The 19,442-nt window shown below is 27.7% G+C and carries 32 protein-coding genes and 1 pseudogene; all 33 read left to right on the top strand.

Annotation, left to right across the window (positions count from 1 at the left end; translation table 11 throughout):
* Positions 1–40 precede the first annotated feature (40 nt).
* Positions 41–208 (top strand): transglycosylase SLT domain-containing protein, encoded by a 168-nt coding sequence (locus DJ007_RS07230; RefSeq protein WP_129409007.1) that lies wholly within the window; start codon positions 41–43, stop codon positions 206–208.
* Positions 209–651: 443 nt separating this feature from the next.
* Positions 652–873, top strand: a complete 222-nt coding sequence (locus DJ007_RS07225; RefSeq protein WP_129409005.1) for a hypothetical protein — start codon at positions 652–654, stop codon at positions 871–873.
* Between the two features lie 8 nt (positions 874–881).
* On the top strand, positions 882–1,163 hold the full coding sequence (locus tag DJ007_RS07220) for a hypothetical protein (protein WP_129409003.1): 282 nt from the start codon (positions 882–884) through the stop codon (positions 1,161–1,163).
* 12 nt (positions 1,164–1,175) lie between these two features.
* Entirely contained in the window at positions 1,176–1,520 is a 345-nt protein-coding gene (locus tag DJ007_RS07215; RefSeq protein WP_129409002.1) for a hypothetical protein, read from the top strand.
* Positions 1,521–1,704: 184 nt separating this feature from the next.
* Complete coding sequence (locus tag DJ007_RS07210; protein ID WP_129409000.1) at positions 1,705–1,947, top strand: hypothetical protein; 243 nt, start codon at positions 1,705–1,707, stop codon at positions 1,945–1,947.
* Between the two features lie 16 nt (positions 1,948–1,963).
* Entirely contained in the window at positions 1,964–2,221 is a 258-nt protein-coding gene (locus DJ007_RS07205) for a hypothetical protein (protein ID WP_129408998.1), read from the top strand.
* Between the two features lie 42 nt (positions 2,222–2,263).
* Complete coding sequence (locus DJ007_RS07200; RefSeq protein WP_129408996.1) at positions 2,264–3,019, top strand: tyrosine-type recombinase/integrase; 756 nt, start codon at positions 2,264–2,266, stop codon at positions 3,017–3,019.
* A gap of 98 nt (positions 3,020–3,117) precedes the next feature.
* Positions 3,118–3,591 carry a hypothetical protein gene (locus tag DJ007_RS07195; protein WP_129408995.1) on the top strand — a complete coding sequence of 158 codons (474 nt, stop codon included), beginning with the start codon at positions 3,118–3,120 and terminating at the stop codon, positions 3,589–3,591.
* A gap of 45 nt (positions 3,592–3,636) precedes the next feature.
* Positions 3,637–4,239, top strand: a complete 603-nt coding sequence (locus DJ007_RS07190) for a helix-turn-helix domain-containing protein (protein WP_129408993.1) — start codon at positions 3,637–3,639, stop codon at positions 4,237–4,239.
* 1 nt (position 4,240) lies between these two features.
* The gene (locus DJ007_RS07185; RefSeq protein WP_129408991.1) at positions 4,241–4,612 is read left to right on the top strand and encodes a hypothetical protein; all 372 of its coding nucleotides are present in this window, start codon (positions 4,241–4,243) and stop codon (positions 4,610–4,612) included.
* Positions 4,609–5,226, top strand: coding sequence for a zonular occludens toxin domain-containing protein (locus tag DJ007_RS07180; RefSeq protein WP_129408989.1), 618 nt, complete (start codon positions 4,609–4,611; stop codon positions 5,224–5,226). The genes DJ007_RS07185 and DJ007_RS07180 overlap by 4 nt, the downstream gene beginning before the upstream one ends.
* Before the next feature lie 325 nt (positions 5,227–5,551).
* On the top strand, positions 5,552–5,746 hold the full coding sequence (locus DJ007_RS19090; protein WP_129408987.1) for a helix-turn-helix domain-containing protein: 195 nt from the start codon (positions 5,552–5,554) through the stop codon (positions 5,744–5,746).
* Between the two features lie 28 nt (positions 5,747–5,774).
* On the top strand, positions 5,775–6,509 hold the full coding sequence (locus DJ007_RS07170) for a Nif3-like dinuclear metal center hexameric protein (protein ID WP_129408985.1): 735 nt from the start codon (positions 5,775–5,777) through the stop codon (positions 6,507–6,509).
* A gap of 44 nt (positions 6,510–6,553) precedes the next feature.
* Entirely contained in the window at positions 6,554–6,799 is a 246-nt protein-coding gene (locus tag DJ007_RS07165) for a hypothetical protein (protein ID WP_129408983.1), read from the top strand.
* Entirely contained in the window at positions 6,754–7,269 is a 516-nt protein-coding gene (locus DJ007_RS07160) for a LysM peptidoglycan-binding domain-containing protein (protein WP_129408982.1), read from the top strand. Before DJ007_RS07165 ends, DJ007_RS07160 begins: the two co-directional genes overlap by 46 nt.
* Entirely contained in the window at positions 7,262–7,510 is a 249-nt protein-coding gene (locus tag DJ007_RS07155) for a hypothetical protein (RefSeq protein WP_129408980.1), read from the top strand. The genes DJ007_RS07160 and DJ007_RS07155 overlap by 8 nt, the downstream gene beginning before the upstream one ends.
* A gap of 68 nt (positions 7,511–7,578) precedes the next feature.
* Positions 7,579–8,937, top strand: coding sequence for an HD-GYP domain-containing protein (locus tag DJ007_RS07150; RefSeq protein WP_129408978.1), 1,359 nt, complete (start codon positions 7,579–7,581; stop codon positions 8,935–8,937).
* A 124-nt stretch (positions 8,938–9,061) separates the two neighbouring features.
* The gene (rpmH, locus tag DJ007_RS07145; RefSeq protein ID WP_072863658.1) at positions 9,062–9,196 is read left to right on the top strand and encodes a 50S ribosomal protein L34; all 135 of its coding nucleotides are present in this window, start codon (positions 9,062–9,064) and stop codon (positions 9,194–9,196) included.
* 1 nt (position 9,197) lies between these two features.
* Entirely contained in the window at positions 9,198–9,548 is a 351-nt protein-coding gene (rnpA, locus tag DJ007_RS07140) for a ribonuclease P protein component (RefSeq protein WP_129408976.1), read from the top strand.
* Positions 9,545–9,808, top strand: coding sequence for a membrane protein insertion efficiency factor YidD (gene yidD / locus DJ007_RS07135; RefSeq protein ID WP_129408975.1), 264 nt, complete (start codon positions 9,545–9,547; stop codon positions 9,806–9,808). The genes rnpA and yidD overlap by 4 nt, the downstream gene beginning before the upstream one ends.
* On the top strand, positions 9,805–11,148 hold the full coding sequence (yidC, locus tag DJ007_RS07130; RefSeq protein WP_129408973.1) for a membrane protein insertase YidC: 1,344 nt from the start codon (positions 9,805–9,807) through the stop codon (positions 11,146–11,148). Before yidD ends, yidC begins: the two co-directional genes overlap by 4 nt.
* 20 nt (positions 11,149–11,168) lie before the next feature.
* Positions 11,169–11,819 carry an RNA-binding cell elongation regulator Jag/EloR gene (gene jag, locus DJ007_RS07125; RefSeq protein WP_129408971.1) on the top strand — a complete coding sequence of 217 codons (651 nt, stop codon included), beginning with the start codon at positions 11,169–11,171 and terminating at the stop codon, positions 11,817–11,819.
* Positions 11,820–11,900: 81 nt separating this feature from the next.
* The gene (locus DJ007_RS07120) at positions 11,901–12,362 is read left to right on the top strand and encodes a YaaR family protein (protein ID WP_129408970.1); all 462 of its coding nucleotides are present in this window, start codon (positions 11,901–11,903) and stop codon (positions 12,360–12,362) included.
* 4 nt (positions 12,363–12,366) lie between these two features.
* Positions 12,367–12,825, top strand: coding sequence for a DNA polymerase III delta subunit-related protein (locus tag DJ007_RS07115; RefSeq protein ID WP_165974056.1), 459 nt, complete (start codon positions 12,367–12,369; stop codon positions 12,823–12,825).
* On the top strand, positions 12,810–13,367 hold the full coding sequence (locus tag DJ007_RS07110; RefSeq protein WP_206076193.1) for a hypothetical protein: 558 nt from the start codon (positions 12,810–12,812) through the stop codon (positions 13,365–13,367). Before DJ007_RS07115 ends, DJ007_RS07110 begins: the two co-directional genes overlap by 16 nt.
* Before the next feature lie 2 nt (positions 13,368–13,369).
* Positions 13,370–13,498: a hypothetical protein gene (locus tag DJ007_RS19085; protein WP_276318696.1), complete on the top strand. Its 129-nt coding sequence runs from the start codon at positions 13,370–13,372 to the stop codon at positions 13,496–13,498.
* A 2-nt stretch (positions 13,499–13,500) separates the two neighbouring features.
* A complete protein-coding gene (locus tag DJ007_RS07105; RefSeq protein ID WP_240739343.1) occupies positions 13,501–14,202 on the top strand; it encodes a PSP1 domain-containing protein in 702 nt (233 codons plus the stop codon).
* A gap of 1 nt (position 14,203) precedes the next feature.
* Positions 14,204–14,359, top strand: coding sequence for a DUF2905 family protein (locus DJ007_RS07100; RefSeq protein ID WP_240739342.1), 156 nt, complete (start codon positions 14,204–14,206; stop codon positions 14,357–14,359).
* A 106-nt stretch (positions 14,360–14,465) separates the two neighbouring features.
* A pseudogene (locus DJ007_RS07095) lies at positions 14,466–16,357 on the top strand (transketolase).
* Positions 16,350–17,072, top strand: coding sequence for a ribonuclease III (rnc, locus tag DJ007_RS07090; RefSeq protein ID WP_129408964.1), 723 nt, complete (start codon positions 16,350–16,352; stop codon positions 17,070–17,072). Before DJ007_RS07095 ends, rnc begins: the two are co-directional and overlap by 8 nt.
* Positions 17,062–17,871, top strand: a complete 810-nt coding sequence (gene lipS1, locus DJ007_RS07085) for a LipS1 family lipoyl synthase (RefSeq protein ID WP_129408962.1) — start codon at positions 17,062–17,064, stop codon at positions 17,869–17,871. Before rnc ends, lipS1 begins: the two co-directional genes overlap by 11 nt.
* A gap of 12 nt (positions 17,872–17,883) precedes the next feature.
* Entirely contained in the window at positions 17,884–18,924 is a 1,041-nt protein-coding gene (gene rlmN / locus DJ007_RS07080; RefSeq protein WP_129408961.1) for a dual-specificity RNA methyltransferase RlmN, read from the top strand.
* Complete coding sequence (locus DJ007_RS07075; RefSeq protein ID WP_165974055.1) at positions 18,921–19,433, top strand: PASTA domain-containing protein; 513 nt, start codon at positions 18,921–18,923, stop codon at positions 19,431–19,433. The genes rlmN and DJ007_RS07075 overlap by 4 nt, the downstream gene beginning before the upstream one ends.
* Positions 19,434–19,442: the final 9 nt, after the last annotated feature.

The following is a 19,442-nucleotide window of genomic DNA, read 5'->3' as shown; positions in this document are numbered from 1 at the left end:
AAAATAATGGCCAGCGTAAAACTCTATCCCCCCTTGACATATTATCTTTAGCTTTGCAGAAAGTAGTTTTAACCCAGCCGCACGTAACCCTGCCACTAATGCGGTTGGGCTTTATCAAATGACACCATGGGCTATTAAAAGAGTTAGAGCAGAGAATTTGAATATATTTGATCCAGTAACTTCAACAGAAATAGTATGCAAATTTTAAACTTGCTGGAAGAGATCGATTTACCCAAACTTGAAAATATAAAATACGAAATTTTATCAGTATTTAAGTGATTTTGAAAGGCTTGCAATTTTATATCATTATGGATTAATGAGTGCAAAAAACAGGTTTGAATTAAATAGTGTAATAAACAGGATAAGGAAACATTAATTATTTCTAATCTTAGAAAGGGCAAGTTAATTGCATTGGAGTTGGTACAAGTGGAGTCTTAAGATTTAAAGGAAATTGTAGAGGATAAGTTTATAAAACTAAACCGTTAGATGTAGAAACAGGATTAAATGAATAAACTACAAAGCATTTTTAGAACAATTGAAAAATATAATATACCTATTAAAACATTAACGATATTCCTTATTTATTCTATCTTTGCGGTATTCAGATGATGAATTTACAACAAATTATTATCTCAAAAACATGAGGATTTAATGCAAACAGCAAGAGCAACTATTTATGCTATGAAAGGTGATTGTGAGGATATACACAGGTTTATAATGCTGTTGCTATTGCACTTGGTGAAAAGGTGGAAATGTAAATTTGATGGTTATGTTTTTGGCGATAAGGAAAACATCACTGGAGCTCATGCAACAAGCGTTTTAATGAAAAGATCCTTACAGATTACCAGGCTTATGTTTATGCAAATTCTTTAAAGGGGATATTGAGTTATTTAAAGGATATTTACTTCCCTATTTATGCATATGTAATGCTTGGTATTGAATTAAAAGACGGTTTTATTTATTACAAATATAAAAGGGCTGAAGTTTTTGATAATAATGACTATAAGTATAATATACAGGTTGCAACACCAACTAAAGCAATAAACGAGCTTAGAAATCATCTATACAGAAACTCAGAATATGAAAATAAAGAGAAAACTAATACTTTTTTAAAATTCGGATCTATTGCAGCATTAAGTTATATTTTAGGAAAAATAATTTAGCGAGGTGAGAATATGGGTTTTAATCCTTTTGGAAATTTGCCTGTTATAAACATGGCAGATATTGCGAGTAAAGCAGATATAGATGATATTAATAATAGAATAAAAACAGATGAATTATCTTTATATATTGATCCAACAAATGGTGATGATTCAACAGCAGACGGTAGTTATAATAAACCTTATAAAACATTTACAGCATTATTTAACGCTCTTCCAAAATATCTCAGTTCTTTAATAGTAACTATAAAAAAAGGGACACATACAATAAATGGTTCAGAAATAATTGATATACCTGATAAATTTATTACAAGATTGTTAATCCAAGGGAAACAGCAAATGCAGATGATACGTACTTAGATGAATTTTATTTATTTTTTAAAAATGTTTATACAAAAACGTTCGATTTTGAGAATTTTAAAATTTCACCATATGGTATGGGAGTTATAGATATTGTATATACATTGATGGGTATAATTCAAAGATTAATGTCCACAACGTAGTATTTGATGGAAAAAGTATTGATTATAATAATTCAAAAGGGTTGATTGTATATTATGGTCTGGGTTATATCTCAAATTGTCAATTTAAAAATTTTATTGATTCAGGAATTAATGATACATTTGGAATTGATTTACATACTTCAATTTTTAGACTAAACAATAACGTATTTGATAATAATCAATATCATATACGAATGAGTAATGGAGCGTTTGCAAACTTATCAAGTGGAACATTCGGAACATCTCTTACTGCAAATGTGAAAAATATAAACAATTTATTATAGCAGGAGGTGAAATAGTATGAATGCAATAATGTTTAAAAAATCAGATAAACAAATTTTGTTTTATATAAAAGATGTTAAAGAATATTCAAGAGAGGAAATAAAAGGTAAAGGTGGAATTACAAACCCAAATTATAACAACGTTTCTATATTATTCACAAATCACGAAATTACAGTAATAAATAATGACCCAGAAGCATTGACATTATCCTATGATCCAGCAATTTTACCAGATACCTGGCTAACTGATACAGATAAAATCGATCTATATGAATAATTCAAATTTCACAAAATATACATTTTATGACAGGTGATTGTAATGCGTATTAAAAAAGAAATAGAGAATTTTTTAAATGAATTATCTTTGATAAAAAATGTAAATTCAACTACTTTGAAAAATTATAACCAGGTTTTAAATGAATTTTCTAAAGTTAAAAACCCTGCTTCAATGCAGGGTTTAAATTTATTCATGGAGAAAATTAAAAATCAAAAGCCAAATACTATAGCTCGAAAAATTACTATAGTTCGCTCATTTTTAAATTATTTATACGATAATGGGAAAATTAAAAAGAAATTCTGGGAGCATTTAAAACCCCCTCGTTATAACGCTTTACCACGTTTTTTAACTGAAAAAGAAATTAAAAAGCTTATTAAAAATTCTCGAGAACCTTATTGCTATATCTTTGAGTTTATATATAAAACAGGGTTGAGATTATCAGAGCTATATAACCTGGATTTTGAAAAAATAAATAGAAATACATATATATTACGTGTTTTGGGTAAAGGTAATAAGGAAAGAGTTTTGAAGATTGATAAGAAATTAAAAGATCTATTTGAAAACTTTAAAGATATTTTACCTGGTAAAAGATCTATTCAAAGAGAAATTAAAATCGCAGCTAAAAAGGCTGGTATTGAAAAGGACGTTAGCGTTCATAAGCTAAGACATTCTTTTGCTATATCAAAAATTAATGAAGGTGTGCCTATAAACGTTATTCAGTCATTGTTAGGTCATTCAAGTTTGAATACTACGGCTATTTATCTAAAGTTTTCATCAAATGACGTTAAACTGACATGATATTCATTTGTTTATCATTGACAATAAGTATACTTTTATGGTATATTTAGTATGTGGTTATATTATTAATACTATATGTAGTATTGCGAGGTGAAAATATGGAATTAATTCTCGATGTTATATTACCTGTTAAGTCAGTCGCTAATGTTTATGCCGCTAATAATAATATTTATTTTAAATTAGATTCTGAATTTAGAAAAAAAGGTTGGATTATGAAATCTTTAAATATCCTGGATATAAAAGATTATGACGATGGTTTGAAAATAATGTATAGAATGGATTTAGATCCCACTAATAACGCTAAAAAATTGGATTTGAAAAAAGGGGAAATATATAGACTTGATAATCCCACTGATGTTAAGTTAGCCGCTAAGTGGGTTTTTGCCATTTTAGTTACTATTTTTGCTGGCACTTTCGCAGTTGAAGTAATTACAATACGTGTAATTGATATTATCGCTAAAAATGCAGATGAATTAAAACTCGTTGGCCAAAGTGCAGGATCAAGTCTTTTGATTGGATCACTGGGAATTTTTTTAATAGGATTTATCATTTTTAAAATATTGAGGGGGTGAAGTTTCTTGAAGTTTTATGAGTTAGAGGCTATTAGTATTTATTTTATGAGACGGTATAACCTTTCTTTTGGCCAAATTGCCAGTGCTTTAGATTTGCATAAGAATTCAGTACAACATCATTTGAAACAACTTGAAAAATATGCCGATGATTTAGAATTACCTTCTTTTTTCTTTCAAAATATAGATAGATCAGCTCAAACTTATGAGGAAAAAATTAAAGCAGCTCAGGAAATCGCTGCAAAGTATTATGAAGAGAAAAAATACTTAATTGATAGGTTGAAAGAAACTTTGAAAGGTAAAAGATACGTTGAGGAAGATATAAATGAAACTGAGGTGATAGAGGATATGGAAGTAAATAAAACTTCTGTGCCTGTTATTTTAAGACAGGCTGTTAGAGAATCAAAGGCAACTGTGTATGAAAATTATACAGAACCCGTTATTGAAAAAAAAGAGGAAAAAAAAGAACAACCTAAAGAAAATGACAATATCCTGGATATAGTTAAACCACTTGCTATTGCTGTTTTTGCCGGTTTTGTTATTGCTTTAATGCAAAGAAGTTCTACACCAGTTATTGAAAATAAGGTTATGCCTGCACCTGTTGTCCAGGAAAAAATAGATCCATTTGCACAATTTAGAAGGGGGTTATAATATGGAGAATATAAATGATGTTGTTGTTAATGATTTTCAGGAAATTATGGAAGATACAGAAACAGATGAAACTATAAACGAAAATGATTTTATCGATAATTTTCAGTTCGATGATATGACTATTGAAATGGGTATTGAATTTGTAGGCTCTCAAATCGCTAATATACGTAAAATTAATGATCCTACTTTCGTCGAAAGATATAAGCAATCTACTATGGCTTATTTGAAAATGTTAGGATTTAAAGATGCTGTTAATACACTCTCTATTAAAAAAATGAGCCCTAAAATGGTTCTTATCCTTGGTGCAATCGGTATTATAGGAAATGGGTTTATTATCCCAGCTTTACCAAATTTACCAGAGGTGGGAGAATGATTTATACTATTCTTGGAAAATCAGGATCAGGTAAAAGTTATCTTGCAAGAAAATTAGCTAATGAATTAGCTGAAGAAAAGAAATTATTCGTCCTGGATAATTCGCATGATCACCTTAAACTCGGTAATATGAAGTTATTACAGTTAAACGATGAAATAGCTGATAAAATTAATACTGATAAGCTTATAACCTCTTTTGATAGACTTATTATTGAGACTGAATATATAGACGATACTTTGCTGTTCAATTTTGTAAATAGATTTTCTCGTTCTGTATGGAATAAGGGAAATATAGTTTTATTAATAGACGAAGCTCATATGTTTTATCCGCTCAAAAAGAATCCTATTGAATTAGAAAAACTCGTTAAAACTGCAAGAAAACGAGGTATTGATATTATTTTTGTTACCCAGCAGTTTAGTGATATAAATAAAGCGGCTATTAAACAAGCTCATATCCTTATTTTATTTAAATTCTTTGAACTTAATGAGCTCGAAACTGCAAGAAAATACGGTGTTGATAAGAAGATTATGGAACAACTAAATAAATATGAATGTATTGTCATTGATACCTGGAGAGGTAATTATGAAATTGCTAAAAATGATAAAGTTTTATAATGTTACGTTTTTTTGAAGGTGTAGGTATATATACCTACACTTTTTAATTATAAGATGTTAAGGTGTAGGTCTATAGCCATCACCTTTTAAAAAGGTGTGTGTGTATACCCATCACATGTGTAGGTCTATAGCCATCACCTTAACATCGATAATACGCTTATAATGTCTATTTCACTATTGCTAAATACCTAAATACAGTTTATAAATACCATAAAACCTTTTATTAAGATTTTGTAAAAAATAAAATAATTATTGACTTTTATCACATAAAAATATATAATATTACATAGAGATGCTTAATAATACTTAAAAAGGAGGTAGTTTTATGATCGAATTTAAAGGAAAGAAGTTTTATAGTACAAAAGAAGTTGCAGAAAGATTTGAAGTACATCCTGATACAATAAGGCGTTGGATAAAAAGAAAAAAAATCAAAGCTAAAAAAATTGGTGTTTCATATTATGTTGAAGAATCAGAGATAGAAAAACTACTATTTGAAGATTTAGAAAAAGAAAATTCTTAGGGTATAATTTTATTATGGAGGTGATTTTGTGGCTAATATTTTTGAAATAGAAAAATATTTAAATGAATTATTAGAAATCGATAAATTTAACGATTTTTGTTTTAATGGAATTCAGATCGAAGGTAAAACCGAAGTAAGTGAAGTCGCAGTTGGTGTTTCTTTTAATAAAGCATTTTTAAATGAAGCTATAAAACATAATGCGGATATGTTATTTGTTCATCACGGCATTTTCGGAAAAGATTTTTTCAAGATACGCGGTTATTTTAAAGAAAGGGTTGCTCCTCTTATAAAAAAGGATATTACATTAATGGGATATCATTTACCACTTGATGCACATCCTATTTATGGAAATAATGCACAGATTTTACAAAAATTAGAACTAAAAATTTTAGCGCCCTATGATGTAGGATTTATTGGAGAATATAATAAAGAACTACCATTTGATGAATTTAAAAAAAAGCTAATAAATGTCTTTAAACGAGAAGATATTTTAATTTATCAAAACTCAGATTTTGTAAAAAGGGTTGCTATAATTTCAGGAGGAGCTTCTTATGCTTTTGAAAAATTAGAAGGAAGAGTTGATACATTTATTACCGGTGAAGTAAAGGAACATATTAGAAATATTGCCGAAGAAATGAAGATAAATTATATTAATGCCGGACATTACTCCACTGAAACTTTTGGTGTAAAAGCTATTTCAACCATATTAGAAGAAAAATTTGATTTAGAAACTATTTTTATTGATATTTATAATGAAATTTAATTATTTTATGATATAATTATCCTGAAAAATCAGGAGGGATTATTATGAAAAAAATTATTATTATAATTGCTGTTTTTATATATAGTATTTTGGCTTTTTCAACAAATTTTTCTAAAAGTAATAGTGGATACTATGAAATTCCTGCATATAGGCCTTTTTTAGGTTTTAAATTAAATAAAGGTCTTTTTGATATAAATACACCTTTCTTATTAGCCAATATAGAATACAAAGAAAAAATTATTATATGCCTTATACAAAATATTTATATAAAAATAATGAGATTTTTGTAATTGGTTTAATTGAAAGATATGATAACTATTCTGGTAATGATTTTAAAGTATTAAATACCAATGAAGTTATTAAAAAATATTCTGAGGAAATTAAAAATGCAAACATATCCATATTAATATTATACAAAAATATTTCCATTCATGGTATAAAAGTTAGCCAGGAAAGCACCAATTTAAACGTGAATAATTTTTCATTTGTAATAGAAGATACAATTCCACGAGAAATATATTCTCTGGATAATTCTGTTTTTGAAAAATTTTATAAGGAAGAACCAAAAGAAGATAATTATATATATTATAGAGTAAAAAATGGAGATACTTTATATAGTATTTCCAGAATTTTTGGAGTTTCTGTTGAATATTTATTAAAAATAAACAATATTAAATCTCCTGAATTATTAAAAGATGGGATGTATATAATCGTTGGAACTTCAAAAAATTTCAAAAGAAAAGGTGACACAAATGAATGAACATTATGATTCTATTAATTCCATAATTGCCAATATTCCCGTTACCAATTTCAGATTAATTTTAGGTATTAAAATTTCTGATAATCTTTTCAGGATTATATCTTATTTTGATTCTAAAAAAATGGACTTTGATTTTTCAATGAATGATATGTATTTTTCTGTAGAAGATAAATTTCGTATTAATAATTTTGATTCTGTGTTATATGAGGAATCAATTAATAAACATTTTTTGATGGTATAGAGGATTATTTTGCTTTAGGACAAAATATTATTTTTAGAAATGAAGTTGTGGGTTTCATTTATATTCTTATGGATAAAACAACAAAATATGATAATATTAACACTTTAAAAGAAGTTTTTTATGAGCATTTAAAAAGCTTTTTAACCATTATTCTTGATGTTAAAGATTCTGTTTTAAAAGAATATGCTATCGAACAAACTATAAACTCATTATTTTACATATTAAAAGCTCACGACGCATATACTTATTATCATTCTTTAAGAATTGCTGATCTTTCTGTGCTTATTGCTGAGAAATTAAAATTAGATCAGGAGAAAATAGAAAAATTATACTATGCTGCTTTAATACATGATTTAGGAGAAATATGGATTTCAAAAGATATACTTCAAAAATCGGAAAAATTAACTCCTATAGAATTAGAACAAATAAAACAGCACACTGGAAAATTAGAATTCTTGTTTGCTGGTAATGATTATTTCTCTGAATATGTTGAAATAGCTAAATACCATCATGAGTATTTAGATGGAAGCGGATATACAGGCAAAAATAAATATGATTTGTCACTATTATCAAGGATTTTAGCGGTAGCAGAAGTTACAGATGCTTTACTCTCAAATAGACCATGGAGAAAGGCCCTTAAAATTGAAGACGCTCCTAAAATATTAATGAAAATGGTTGAAAATGGTAAGTTAGATAAAACTATTGTTGATACTGTAATAAAAATTATACCGGAATTTTATGGCGGGCTTTTACAAAATTCATTAATGAAATACAATGATGTATTTGTCAATTTTGATATTGAAGGAAAAATAGTCAGAGTAGAAGCAAAAGTTCTTAATTCAAAAAGAGATTATATTAATATTTTTATTCCTAAAAAAAGCATTGAAGTTGATGGAAAGGTAATCAATATTTGCGAAAAGTTCTTAAAGCTTGAAAACAATATTTCTATTGAATATTATTCAAATAATAATTCCTTTAATAAAAATTGTACTATTTTAGGAAAAAATAAGATGGGTTATATATTAAAAATAAATAAAGAAGTCAATGAAGGTGAAATAGCTTCCGTAAAATGGAATTTAAATGGTATAGGGGTACCTCTAAAACGAGTGGTTTTTGTGAATAAATATGTTTGGCGTCTTGATAATGAAAAAGCCTTTAAATTAAACATTGAAAGTATTTCAAATAAAAATATCATTTTCTATGCTCTGAAAGACAAGATAAATAATATGATTGATACAAAACTTCTAATTACTTTCGAAGCTATGAATTTAAAAATCAATTTAATTGGGGAAATTATATACAAAGAAGAAATATTCAAAGGATATTATCATTGTGATTTTAAAATAGGCGAAATCACAAATGATGAATATACTAAATTAATCCAGATTATAAACTTAAGAAAAGAACAATTAAAAACGTTACATTAAATTCGGGATTCCCCGAATTTTTCTTAAAAAAAAATAATTGTAACTTTTCTTATTGACATAAAAAATATTTTAAGGGTATAATAGGTGAAGGTATATAGAAAAATTTGAAAAAGGAGGAATTTTAATGAAAAGAACATACCAACCTTCCAGAACAAAAAGAAGAAGAACACATGGATTTTTAGCAAGAACTAAAACTCCAGGTGGAAGAGCTGTATTAAGAAGAAGAAGAGCTAAAGGAAGAAAAAGATTAGCTGTGTAATATGAGAGAAACTTTAAAGAAAAGAGAAAGAATTCATTTTAAAAATGATTTTGACAGAGTTTTTTCTTGTGGAAAGAGACATATTAACGATTATTTTGTAGTTGTATATACTAAAAATAATCTTGGTTTCTCAAGAATAGGTATTACAATAAAAAGGAAATTTGGGAAAGCTCATAAAAGAAATAAATTAAAACGCTATATTAGAGAAATATACAGAAGAAATAAAAGTCTCTTTCCACAAGATTATGATATAGTTTTTTTGCCTCGGAAAAAACTTTCAAAGGATTTTGATAATATGTCTTTTGAAGATTTTAAAAATATTATTTTAAATATATCGGAGCGCTTAAAATGAAAAAAATATTTTTGGGACTTATTAAAATTTATAAAAAATTCATTTCACCTTATAAACCCTCAAAATGTATCTATTATCCCACTTGTTCCACCTATACTTATGAGGCCATAGAAAAGTTTGGTGTTTTAAGAGGTCTGTATTTAGGTATATTGAGAATTTTAAGGTGCAATCCTTTTCACCAGGGTGGTATTGATCCAGTCCCAGAAAAATTTGTATTTATACCATCTACAAAAAATAAACAAAGGGGTGTAAAAAATTGAAAAAGTTAATTTTAATTATAGGACTTATTGTCCTAGGAGTTTTTGTTTTCTCACAAACTCCAGAATATAATATTACTTCATCATCAACAGAAATAAATTTACAAATGAGATTATATAAGGTTTCATTAGATAATTATGGACATATGAAAAGCTTTGAAATTTTACAAAATAGGAGTAATACAATATTTATTAAGATTTATAGTTATTATAATGATAGCTTTGATCTATACGATGAAAATGGTAATGAAATTTTACCAACTTCCTTCGATATTTCAGAAGACCATGTTAATAATTTCATTGAAATCAAATATTATTTCGATAATGGCGGAATAAAAAGTTATAAGTTTTATAATAGCCCTTACTACAATTTTGATATTTCTTTCAAAAATTTAAAAGGAAAGGTTGTAATTCCTACTATTTCTTATCCTAACACTGTTGCAAATGAAAATGAATTATTAATTTCTTATTTAGCCAAACCCATTAAATCAATGTTTGTTTTTGATGCTGGAAATTTAAAAATAGAAAATCAAAGTATCATTATTTCCAAAGACATTTCATTTAAAGCGTATATGGGGCCCTCAAAATTCATTTTTATAAAACAAATATTCCCAGAAAAATATGAGCGAATAAAGTTATTAGCAAAATCAGTTGGGGCAATAAACTGGTTATGGTATATAAATTATGGTTTTGTAACTTTCTTATGGTGGTTATATAGATTTACTGGTAATTTTGGCTGGGCTATAATGATATTCACTGTCGTTATAAGACTAATATTATATCCTTTATATCACAAGCAAACAAAATCAATGATAGAAATGAGAAAATTACAACCGGAAATTGAAAAAATAAAAAAGAAGTATAAAGATCCACAAAGACAGCAACAGGCCTTAATGGAATTATACAGAGAACATAAAATTAACCCTGCTGGTGGATGTTTAACTGCTTTTATTCAATTACCAATTTTCTGGATTTTGTATGGAGCTATAAATTATTATCAAGGAACTTTTGCTTATAATCCACAATTTTTAATATGGTCAGATTTGTCACAAGGCGGATTTAGTCAAAATATTGTTCTTGTACTATTAAGTGTTTTAGCATATTTATATAACGCTTTACAATCTGCAACTGATAGAAAAACAGCATGGAATACATCAATTATGATGATTGTTTTCCCATTTTTATTTATAGGGTTACCAACTGGAATATTCATTTACTGGGTAACTAATGCAGTTTTACAAATATTCATTACCTATTATGTTAATAAGAAAAACAATGTTAAAGGTTTAACATTAAGAGAATTTTTAGGTTTAGGTCCAAAACCCTATAAAACATCAAAATAGTCGCATTAGGAGGTGTTCGAATGAACATTAAGATTCGAGAAAAGCAATTTGAAGGAAAAAGTATTGACCTGGCATTTGATGAAGCGGTTAAATACTATGGTGTTTCACCTGAAGAAATTAATTTTGAAGTTATTCAACAACCAAAAAAAGGATTTTTAGGAATTGGTAACAAATCTGCTATAATTAACGCCTTTTTAAACGAAAAATATTTAATGAATAAGTTAAACGAATTCTTAAATTCTATTTTAGAGCATTTCGATGGAGATTTCAATTACTCTATAAATTTTCAAGGTAAAAATGTCCTGGTTAGAATGGAAGGCGATGGATTAGGAAAACTAATCGGAAAATATGGAAGAACGATTGGTGCAATGCAACATATCTTATCAATCTTTATTAACAGACTTTCAAGCACAAAAATCGATGTTAATCTTGATGTAGGAGAATATAGAAGAAAGAAAAAAGAAAAAATCTATGAAATTGTCGATAATGCAATAAGAAGATTGAATGAAGAAACTGAAAAAATTGAATTAGCTCCTATGTTTTCCTATGAAAGAAGAATTGTTCATGAATATGTAAGAAGGCAATATCCTCATTTGGAAACAGAATCTATTGGTCTAGAACCATATCGAAAAGTTATAATAAAATTAACCAAATCTCATATAAAAGCATAAAAAGGGGATATCCCCTTTTTTTCTTTTTTGTAGTATAATAAGAATAAGCAGTGTATAAAATTCTCACCGGAGGTGAGTGATATGTTTATCAATCCTTTATCTGGAAACTCCTCTCAAAAACCTGAAGATAAAAAAATAAAAAATAAAAAATCTTCTAAATCACATAGATCCATTCACAGAAAAAAAAGTTCTTTTACAGAGATTATGGATTTAAATGAAATAGAAATCATAAAAAAAGATTTAAATAAATTACTTGAAAAAATTGAAGAGTATGGTGCTGAATTTAAAAGATCTCCTATAGAAAAAAATCTAGAAAAATATAAAAAGAGCGTGAAAAGCTTTCTAAAAAAAATTGAAAAAAACTTATATAAATTAAATTCTAAAATGAATTTTAAAGAAAAAAACTTTTATATTGTAGCTGAGAAAATCAATGAAGAACTTAAATCTTTAACTGATGATTTATTAAAAAATGAAAGCGGAGCTTTCCTTTATGCAAAAAAAATTGATTCCATAAATGGACTACTTCTTGATCTATATAAATGATGGGGTGATTAAAATATTACTGGATAAAATTTCAAATTTTAAAGGAAATTCCATATGTCTTGTCAATCAAGATAAATATTTACTTCATAATACAATAGATACTTTAAAAAAAAATATTAATATCAATGACATACTGGAAATATTACCAAAAGATGGTAATATTAAAATTTCTGATATCAGGAATATGCAAGAATTTTTAATGTACAAACCCAATTTTTCTGATTATAAACTGGTAATTATACATGAAATCGATAAAATGAATATTCAAGCTGCCAATGCTGCTTTAAAAATTCTTGAAGAGCCTCCTTCTTTTGCTATTATAATAGGAACAACTACAAGATGGCATCATCTTTTACCAACAATAAGAAGTAGGTTATATAAATTTTTACTACCAAATCCTGATTTAATTGATAGAATAAAAATGAATATTCTGAGCATTATATATATTTGTCTTTTTCAATAAAAACAGATTTTGAATGTGCATATTACATCTTTAAAAACCCTGATGCCTCAAAAAATATATTAGACATTATAAAACGTTTTCCAGAAATAGACATTTCAACCCTTATAAAATATTTAATGGATGAAAGTATGAACATAGAAAATAAGTTTTTTAGATATGAAGCTTTTTTTGAAATAATAAAAAGATTTGAAAAACTCAGCTTAATAGAAATTCAAAATATAATTGATAAAATATTATCGTACAAAAATAAAATAAATAATAAACTTCAACTTTTAAAATTATTTTCAAAATTATTTCTGGCGCTATATCATGATGCATTTATTTTTGGTCTAACCAGTTACTGGAAAGAATTCTATTCCCTTAATATGGTTAAATTCTTTGGTTTAGCTGATTTTGAACTGGACTTTAAAAAAATATACGAAAATGTCCAGTGGTGCGAAAATATTTCAAAAAGTTCTATTTCCAATTTTAATTTCGATTTGACCATTCAAACAATGTTTTTAAGGTTTATCCAGGCTTTTTTCAAAAATAAGGAGGAATAAACATGATAAATTTAAAAGCTTTAGTATATGGAGTGGAAATTACTAAATTATCTCCTATACTTTATTATGCAGGAAATGGCGAAGATATTAAAATAGGTGATCTGGTATTGGTAAATACAGATATGGGTTAGATGTGGGAAAAGTTGTAATTGGACCAAAAGAACTGACTTTTGAGGAAATTGGATATGAAGTAACCTCTATTTTAAGAAAATTAGATGATAGTGATTTAGAAAAATATGAAGAAAATAAGAAAATGGCTCGCAAAGCTAAAGAAGTAACTGAGATTAAAGCTAAAGAATTGGGATTACCCATGAGAATTCTATCAGCAAGATTTGTTTTTGATAGGTCTAAAATTATTGTTTATTTTGGTTCTGATACAAGAGTTGACTTTAGAGAATTGGTTAAAAATCTGGCAAAAGAATTCAAGGCAAGAATAGAACTCCGTCAAATTGGAATTAGAGATGAAGTAAAAATGATTGGTGCTATCGGATTATGTGGTCAGGTTACCTGCTGTTCTCGTTTTTTGAGAAAATTCGATTCAATAAAAATGGAAATGGCAAAAACCCAACAAATGCTTATAAATACAGCAAAAATTTCAGGAAGATGTGGCCGTTTAATGTGTTGTCTGGCATATGAAAACGAATTTTATGAAAATGAATTGAAATGCATTCCAAATGAAGGTTCAACCATTGAATATGAAAATGTTCCTGCAAGAGTTATAACTGTTAACGCTTTCTTAAAACAGGTAACCTTACAAATTATAGAAAACAACCAACCTGTAATGGTTAAATTGCCTTTTGAGTATTTTAAAAAAAATTGCCCCTTAGGTGATTAATATGCAAGATTTAGGAAAATATATTATTTCTGCTGGCATTGTTTTGATCATCATTGGCTTGATGATTTACTTTTTTGATAAAATTCCATTTAAAATTGGAAGATTACCTGGTGATATTTTAATAAAAAAGAAAATTTTACTTTTTATTTTCCTTTAACATCAACTATATTAATTAGTGTTATACTAAATGTGATTATATTGATTATACGAAAATTAAAATAATTCTTATATATGGCGAGAATATAGAAGGAGGAGGAGTTTAGATGAAGAAATCATTAAGCGAATTAAAAGAACTCGGAAGATTATGTAGAGGCGATATCTTAAAAATGACTACCGTTGCAAAATCCGGTCACCCTGGAGGATCAATGTCTTCAATTGATATGTATTTAAGTGTTTTTAATATGGCAAATATAGACCCAGAAAACCCGTTTGATCCTAAAAGGGACAGAGTTGTTATAAGTCACGGTCATACATCACCTGGTGTTTATTCAGCTTTAGCAAGATTAGGATTTTTTAACGTTGATGATTTAATTGCAGGATTTAGACACGCAGGTTCAATATTTGAAGGTCATATTACAAGGGGAATACCTGGTGTTGAATGGACTACAGGTAATTTAGGTCAAGGTTTATCTGCAGGTGTTGGTATGGCTTTAGCTGCTAAAATAACAGGAGATAATTATCACGTATTTGTATTGCACAGTGATGGAGAATCTCCAAAAGGACAAATTGCTGAAGCAAGAAGAACTGCCAAAAAAGAAAATCTAAATAATTTAACTGTATTAGTAGATTACAATGATATACAAATTTCTGGTAGAGCAAGGATGTGTTATATGTTGATATCGTTAAAGAATACGAATTTGCAGGATGGAATATTATTGAAGTTGACGGACATGATTATGAACAATTATTCAATGCCATTGAAGAAGCTAAAAGCTACAAATTAGGTCCAACTGTAATTATTGCAAAAACAATTATTGGTAAAGGCGTTTCATTCATGGAAAATAGGCATGAATATCATGGTGCTCCATTAAAAGAAGATGAATTGGATAAAGCTTTAAAAGAATTGGGTTTAGAAAATGACATTGAAAAATACAAAAAAATGAGAAAGAATTTACCATTATTAAGAAAGAAATTAGAATTTGAAGATTATGTAGTAACTGCAGATCCTGGAACTCCTATAGTTTATACAAAGGATGACAAGGTAGACAATAGAGGTGCTTTTGGTAATGCTATTGCTGATTTAGCTAAAGTAAATAAAGGCAAAGTGCCTATTGTAGCCGTTGATTGTGATCTGAAACCTTCAGTAAAATTAGGGAAATTTGAAAAAGTTAGTCCTGAAACATATGTTCAAATTGGTATTCAAGAACATAATGCTGCAACTATTGCAGGTGCAATGTCCGTTTGTGGTGTTGTTCCATTCTTTGCAGATTTTGGAGTATTTGGTCTTGACGAAACATTTAATCAACAAAGATTAAACGATATTAACCATACAAACTTAAAAACTGCTGTTACTCATTGTGGTATAGATATTGGAGAAGATGGAAAAACTCACCATGAAATTAATTATATTGGAATAGTAAGAAGTTTCTTTGATACAAAATTAATAGTTCCAGCTGATCCAAACCAAACTGATAAAGCTGTAAGATATGCAGCCTCAACAATAGGTAATGTTGTAATAGCAATGGGCAGATCAAAAATACCTGCAATTTTAGATGAAAATGGAAATCCTTTCTTTGGTGAAAATTATGAATTCGAATATGGAAAAATGGACATTTTAAGAAAAGGTGAAAAAGTAACTATTTTAACTCATGGAAGCGTTGCTCATAAAGCGGTTAATGTTGCAGATAAATTAAAAGAAGAGGGAATTAATATAACAGTTATAAATGTATCAGCTCCATTGGAATTTGATGCTGCAAAAATAAGCGAATATATAAATAATTCACATGTAATAATTTACGAAGATCATAACAAATACAATGGTTTAATTGTGGAATTCTCGAAATCTGTTGTAGAAAATAAATTAAGTCCTTTAAGTGTTGAATCATTGGGAGTAGATAATTACTCACCATCTGGAAATAATGCTTCATTATTTAAAATCTTTAAATTAGACGAAGATTCCTTATACTCAGTTATTAAGGAGAAAATAAATGAATGATTATGAAAAAGGAATAGTAAAAAAGGTTAAAAAAATTATTGGTATTGATAATATCGATGAAGAGCTTCTTTTTGAAGCTCTTTGTCATTCTTCTTATTCTAATGATTATACTTCTAAAGGCCGAAAAATAGCTTCCAATGAAAGACTTGAATTCCTTGGAGACTCTGTATTAAATTTAACAATCGCTGAGCATTTGTTTTTGAATTACGATTTAAATGAAGGCGATATGGCCAGAGTTCGTGCAACTGTTGGTAGTGAGTTAATATTATTTGAAGCAGCTAAAAAGTTAAATTTGGGTAATTATATTTTACTCAGTAAAAACGAAGAAAGATTTGGTGGAAGAGAAAAACATTCAATAATATCAGATCTTTTTGAAGCTATACTGGGTGCAATATACTTATCCCTCGGTTTTAAAAAAGCAAAAGAATTTGCATTAAAAAATTTGAATCCTTATATCAAAGAAGCAATAGCTGGAAAATTATTTTTAGATTATAAAACGCGTCTTCAGGAATTAACCCAAAAAGATCTTAAAATAAGACCAGAATATAAGTTAGTAAGGCAAGATGGACCTCCACATAATAGAACATTTATTATAGAAGCTCGAATTAATGGAAAAACATATGGAAGAGGCATTGGAAAGTCTAAAAAAATCGCTGAACAACTTGCTGCAAAAGAGGCATGTGAAAGATTTAGTGGTGAGATGAATGAAAAATAAAATTCATTTTGTTAAGATGAGAGATACAAAATCAATTTCCTTAACTGGAAAATATTGTTATTTGAACTGTAAACATTGTAATAAGCATTATTTAGAGAACATGGCAACTATAAACGATATTGATAATTTATCCGATAAAACATCTTTGCTTTTAAGCGGAGGAATGAACAACGAAATAAAAGTCCCTGTATATAATTTTGTAGAACAACTGAAAAAATATAAAGAAAAATATCATTTTAAATATAATCTTCATACAGGATTTATGGATTATAATGAATTATTGAAAATAAAAGATATCAGCGATGCTATTTCTTTTGATTTAGTAGGCAATAAAAAAACAATGATAGATGTTTATGGGATGGATAAATTCGATGAAATGTGGAATACTTTTGATAATTTATTCAAATTGAATTTTAATGTTAAACCACATATAACGATAGGTCTTAATGGAGGAAAACTCACTCATGAAATTGATGCCTTAAATAAACTTAAAGAATATAATAGTATCGATGAAATTATATTTTTGGTTTTTATTCCTACAAAAGGCTCATTTTTTGAAAATGAATCTCCTCCTTTAATTGATGAAGTCTATAGTGTCTTTAATTATGCCAAAAATATTTTTCCGTCAGCAAAATTAACCCTGGGATGTATGCATCCAAAAGGAAAATATAGAAAAGAATTGCAAGAAAAATTATTATATATTTCAGATAAAATTGTACAACCAGTAAATAATACCGTTAAATTAGCAGAAAAATTAAACTTTAAAATAACATGGAGTTATGAATGTTGCGTATTTTAGGAGGTAATCGAAATGGTTAAAAAAAATATTTTAGATTTTAGTTATGATGAATTAATTGAAGAATTCAAAAGCATAAAATTACAAAAATTTAGAGTTGATCAGGTTTTAGATTGGATATTTAAAAAACACGTTTTTGATTTTTTTGAAATGACAAATCTCTCAAAAGCTCATAGAGAATTATTGGATGAACATTTCTATATTTATATTCCTGAGCCTATTGAGATACAGGAATCAAAAAAAGATGGCACAACAAAATTTTTATGGAAATTAGAAGATGGTAAAACTATTGAATCTGTATTGCTATTTTATCCTAATAGAGTTTCATCATGTATATCAACACAGGTTGGGTGTGCTTTAAAATGTAAATTCTGTTCCACAGGTGCAAGTGGTTTTGAAAGAAATCTTACTGTTGGGGAAATAGTAGCCCAGGTTTTAGCTATTGAAAAGTTAAGAGATGTAAATATTAATAATATTGTTTTAATGGGAATGGGAGAACCACTATTAAATTATGACAATGTATTAAAGGCCATTAAAAATTGGAATAATAAAAAGATGAAAAATTTAGGTGCAAGAAGAATTACAATTTCAACAGCGGGTATTGCTGATAAAATCGAAGAATTGGCTGATTTTGATATGGATATAAGGCTTTCTGTCTCTTTGCATGCTCCAAATAATTATATAAGAGACCAAATTATGCCTATTAATGCAAAATACCCAATAGAAGAAGTTATTCAATCATGCAAAATATATCAGGAAAAAACAAAAAATAGAATCACAATAGAATATATTGCAATAAAGGGATTGAATGACGAAGAAAAGCATGCTGAAGAATTAGCTGAATTATTAAAAGGGCTAAAGGTTATGGTAAATATTATTCCTGTAAATCCTAATCCAGCAGGATTTGAAAGACCTTCAAAGAGATTCTTAACTAACTTTGTAAATAAATTAAAAGAACATAATATTGAAGCTACTTTGCGTATTGAAAAAGGTACTGATATTGATGCAGCATGTGGGCAATTAAAATTAAGAAAAAAGGGTATAAAGATAAAATGAAAAATTGGAAAAGAATAATAAAAAAGCTAACTTACAATATGATAATGTTTGTTCTAGGAGCAATTTCTGGCGGATTAATATTGCTCCTGTTTATATTTATTTTTGTAAATAGCTCTGCTTATGTTACTATACCTGAAGTTAAAGGAGAAAGCAAAGATACTGCTATTAAAGCTTTAAAAGAAATTGGATTAATTCCTCTAATTCAGGGAGTTGGAAACAAAGTATTATATACAGAACCTTCTGCAGGAAAGCGGGTAAAAAAAGGACGCCATATTTTTGTTCAATTAGGAAAGATAGAACCACTTAAAGTACCAGATTTAATAGGCGTTCCACTGCAGGTAGCGGAACAATTTTTAACTTCTTATAGTTTAAATTATAAAATAATAAAAATTTATAACTCTGATGAAAAAATTGAAACAGTCATAGATATGGATCCAAAACCTGGAACTATCGTTAATAAAAATGATACAATATTATTAAAAATTGCATCTTCGGAGGTGAATAAGTGAAAATAGGAA

The organism is Marinitoga lauensis, from assembly GCF_004135675.1.
In the GTDB taxonomy this organism is placed as follows: domain Bacteria; phylum Thermotogota; class Thermotogae; order Petrotogales; family Petrotogaceae; genus Marinitoga; species Marinitoga lauensis.
This window is presented reverse-complemented; position numbering and strand designations above follow the sequence as displayed.

What these genes read in the sequence shown, in the direction of transcription:
- DJ007_RS07160 (WP_129408982.1), top strand. Translation starts at nt 6,754, where the DNA reads ATGCCTTATACAAAATATTTATATAAAAATAATGAGATTTTTGTAATT.
- DJ007_RS19085 (WP_276318696.1), top strand. Translation starts at nt 13,370, where the DNA reads ATGATAAATTTAAAAGCTTTAGTATATGGAGTGGAAATTACTAAATTA.
- DJ007_RS07165 (WP_129408983.1), top strand. Translation starts at nt 6,554, where the DNA reads ATGAAAAAAATTATTATTATAATTGCTGTTTTTATATATAGTATTTTG.
- DJ007_RS07190 (WP_129408993.1), top strand. Translation starts at nt 3,637, where the DNA reads ATGAGACGGTATAACCTTTCTTTTGGCCAAATTGCCAGTGCTTTAGAT.
- DJ007_RS07185 (WP_129408991.1), top strand. Translation starts at nt 4,241, where the DNA reads ATGGAGAATATAAATGATGTTGTTGTTAATGATTTTCAGGAAATTATG.
- yidD (WP_129408975.1), top strand. Translation starts at nt 9,545, where the DNA reads ATGAAAAAAATATTTTTGGGACTTATTAAAATTTATAAAAAATTCATT.
- rnpA (WP_129408976.1), top strand. Translation starts at nt 9,198, where the DNA reads ATGAGAGAAACTTTAAAGAAAAGAGAAAGAATTCATTTTAAAAATGAT.
- DJ007_RS07100 (WP_240739342.1), top strand. Translation starts at nt 14,204, where the DNA reads ATGCAAGATTTAGGAAAATATATTATTTCTGCTGGCATTGTTTTGATC.
- rlmN (WP_129408961.1), top strand. Translation starts at nt 17,884, where the DNA reads ATGGTTAAAAAAAATATTTTAGATTTTAGTTATGATGAATTAATTGAA.
- DJ007_RS07225 (WP_129409005.1), top strand. Translation starts at nt 652, where the DNA reads ATGCAAACAGCAAGAGCAACTATTTATGCTATGAAAGGTGATTGTGAG.
- DJ007_RS07180 (WP_129408989.1), top strand. Translation starts at nt 4,609, where the DNA reads ATGATTTATACTATTCTTGGAAAATCAGGATCAGGTAAAAGTTATCTT.
- rnc (WP_129408964.1), top strand. Translation starts at nt 16,350, where the DNA reads ATGAATGATTATGAAAAAGGAATAGTAAAAAAGGTTAAAAAAATTATT.
- rpmH (WP_072863658.1), top strand. Translation starts at nt 9,062, where the DNA reads ATGAAAAGAACATACCAACCTTCCAGAACAAAAAGAAGAAGAACACAT.
- DJ007_RS07120 (WP_129408970.1), top strand. Translation starts at nt 11,901, where the DNA reads ATGTTTATCAATCCTTTATCTGGAAACTCCTCTCAAAAACCTGAAGAT.
- DJ007_RS07215 (WP_129409002.1), top strand. Translation starts at nt 1,176, where the DNA reads ATGGGTTTTAATCCTTTTGGAAATTTGCCTGTTATAAACATGGCAGAT.
- jag (WP_129408971.1), top strand. Translation starts at nt 11,169, where the DNA reads ATGAACATTAAGATTCGAGAAAAGCAATTTGAAGGAAAAAGTATTGAC.
- DJ007_RS07205 (WP_129408998.1), top strand. Translation starts at nt 1,964, where the DNA reads ATGAATGCAATAATGTTTAAAAAATCAGATAAACAAATTTTGTTTTAT.
- DJ007_RS07150 (WP_129408978.1), top strand. Translation starts at nt 7,579, where the DNA reads ATGGATAAAACAACAAAATATGATAATATTAACACTTTAAAAGAAGTT.
- DJ007_RS07155 (WP_129408980.1), top strand. Translation starts at nt 7,262, where the DNA reads ATGAATGAACATTATGATTCTATTAATTCCATAATTGCCAATATTCCC.
- DJ007_RS07200 (WP_129408996.1), top strand. Translation starts at nt 2,264, where the DNA reads ATGCGTATTAAAAAAGAAATAGAGAATTTTTTAAATGAATTATCTTTG.
- DJ007_RS07075 (WP_165974055.1), top strand. Translation starts at nt 18,921, where the DNA reads ATGAAAAATTGGAAAAGAATAATAAAAAAGCTAACTTACAATATGATA.
- DJ007_RS19090 (WP_129408987.1), top strand. Translation starts at nt 5,552, where the DNA reads ATGATCGAATTTAAAGGAAAGAAGTTTTATAGTACAAAAGAAGTTGCA.
- DJ007_RS07195 (WP_129408995.1), top strand. Translation starts at nt 3,118, where the DNA reads ATGGAATTAATTCTCGATGTTATATTACCTGTTAAGTCAGTCGCTAAT.
- lipS1 (WP_129408962.1), top strand. Translation starts at nt 17,062, where the DNA reads ATGAAAAATAAAATTCATTTTGTTAAGATGAGAGATACAAAATCAATT.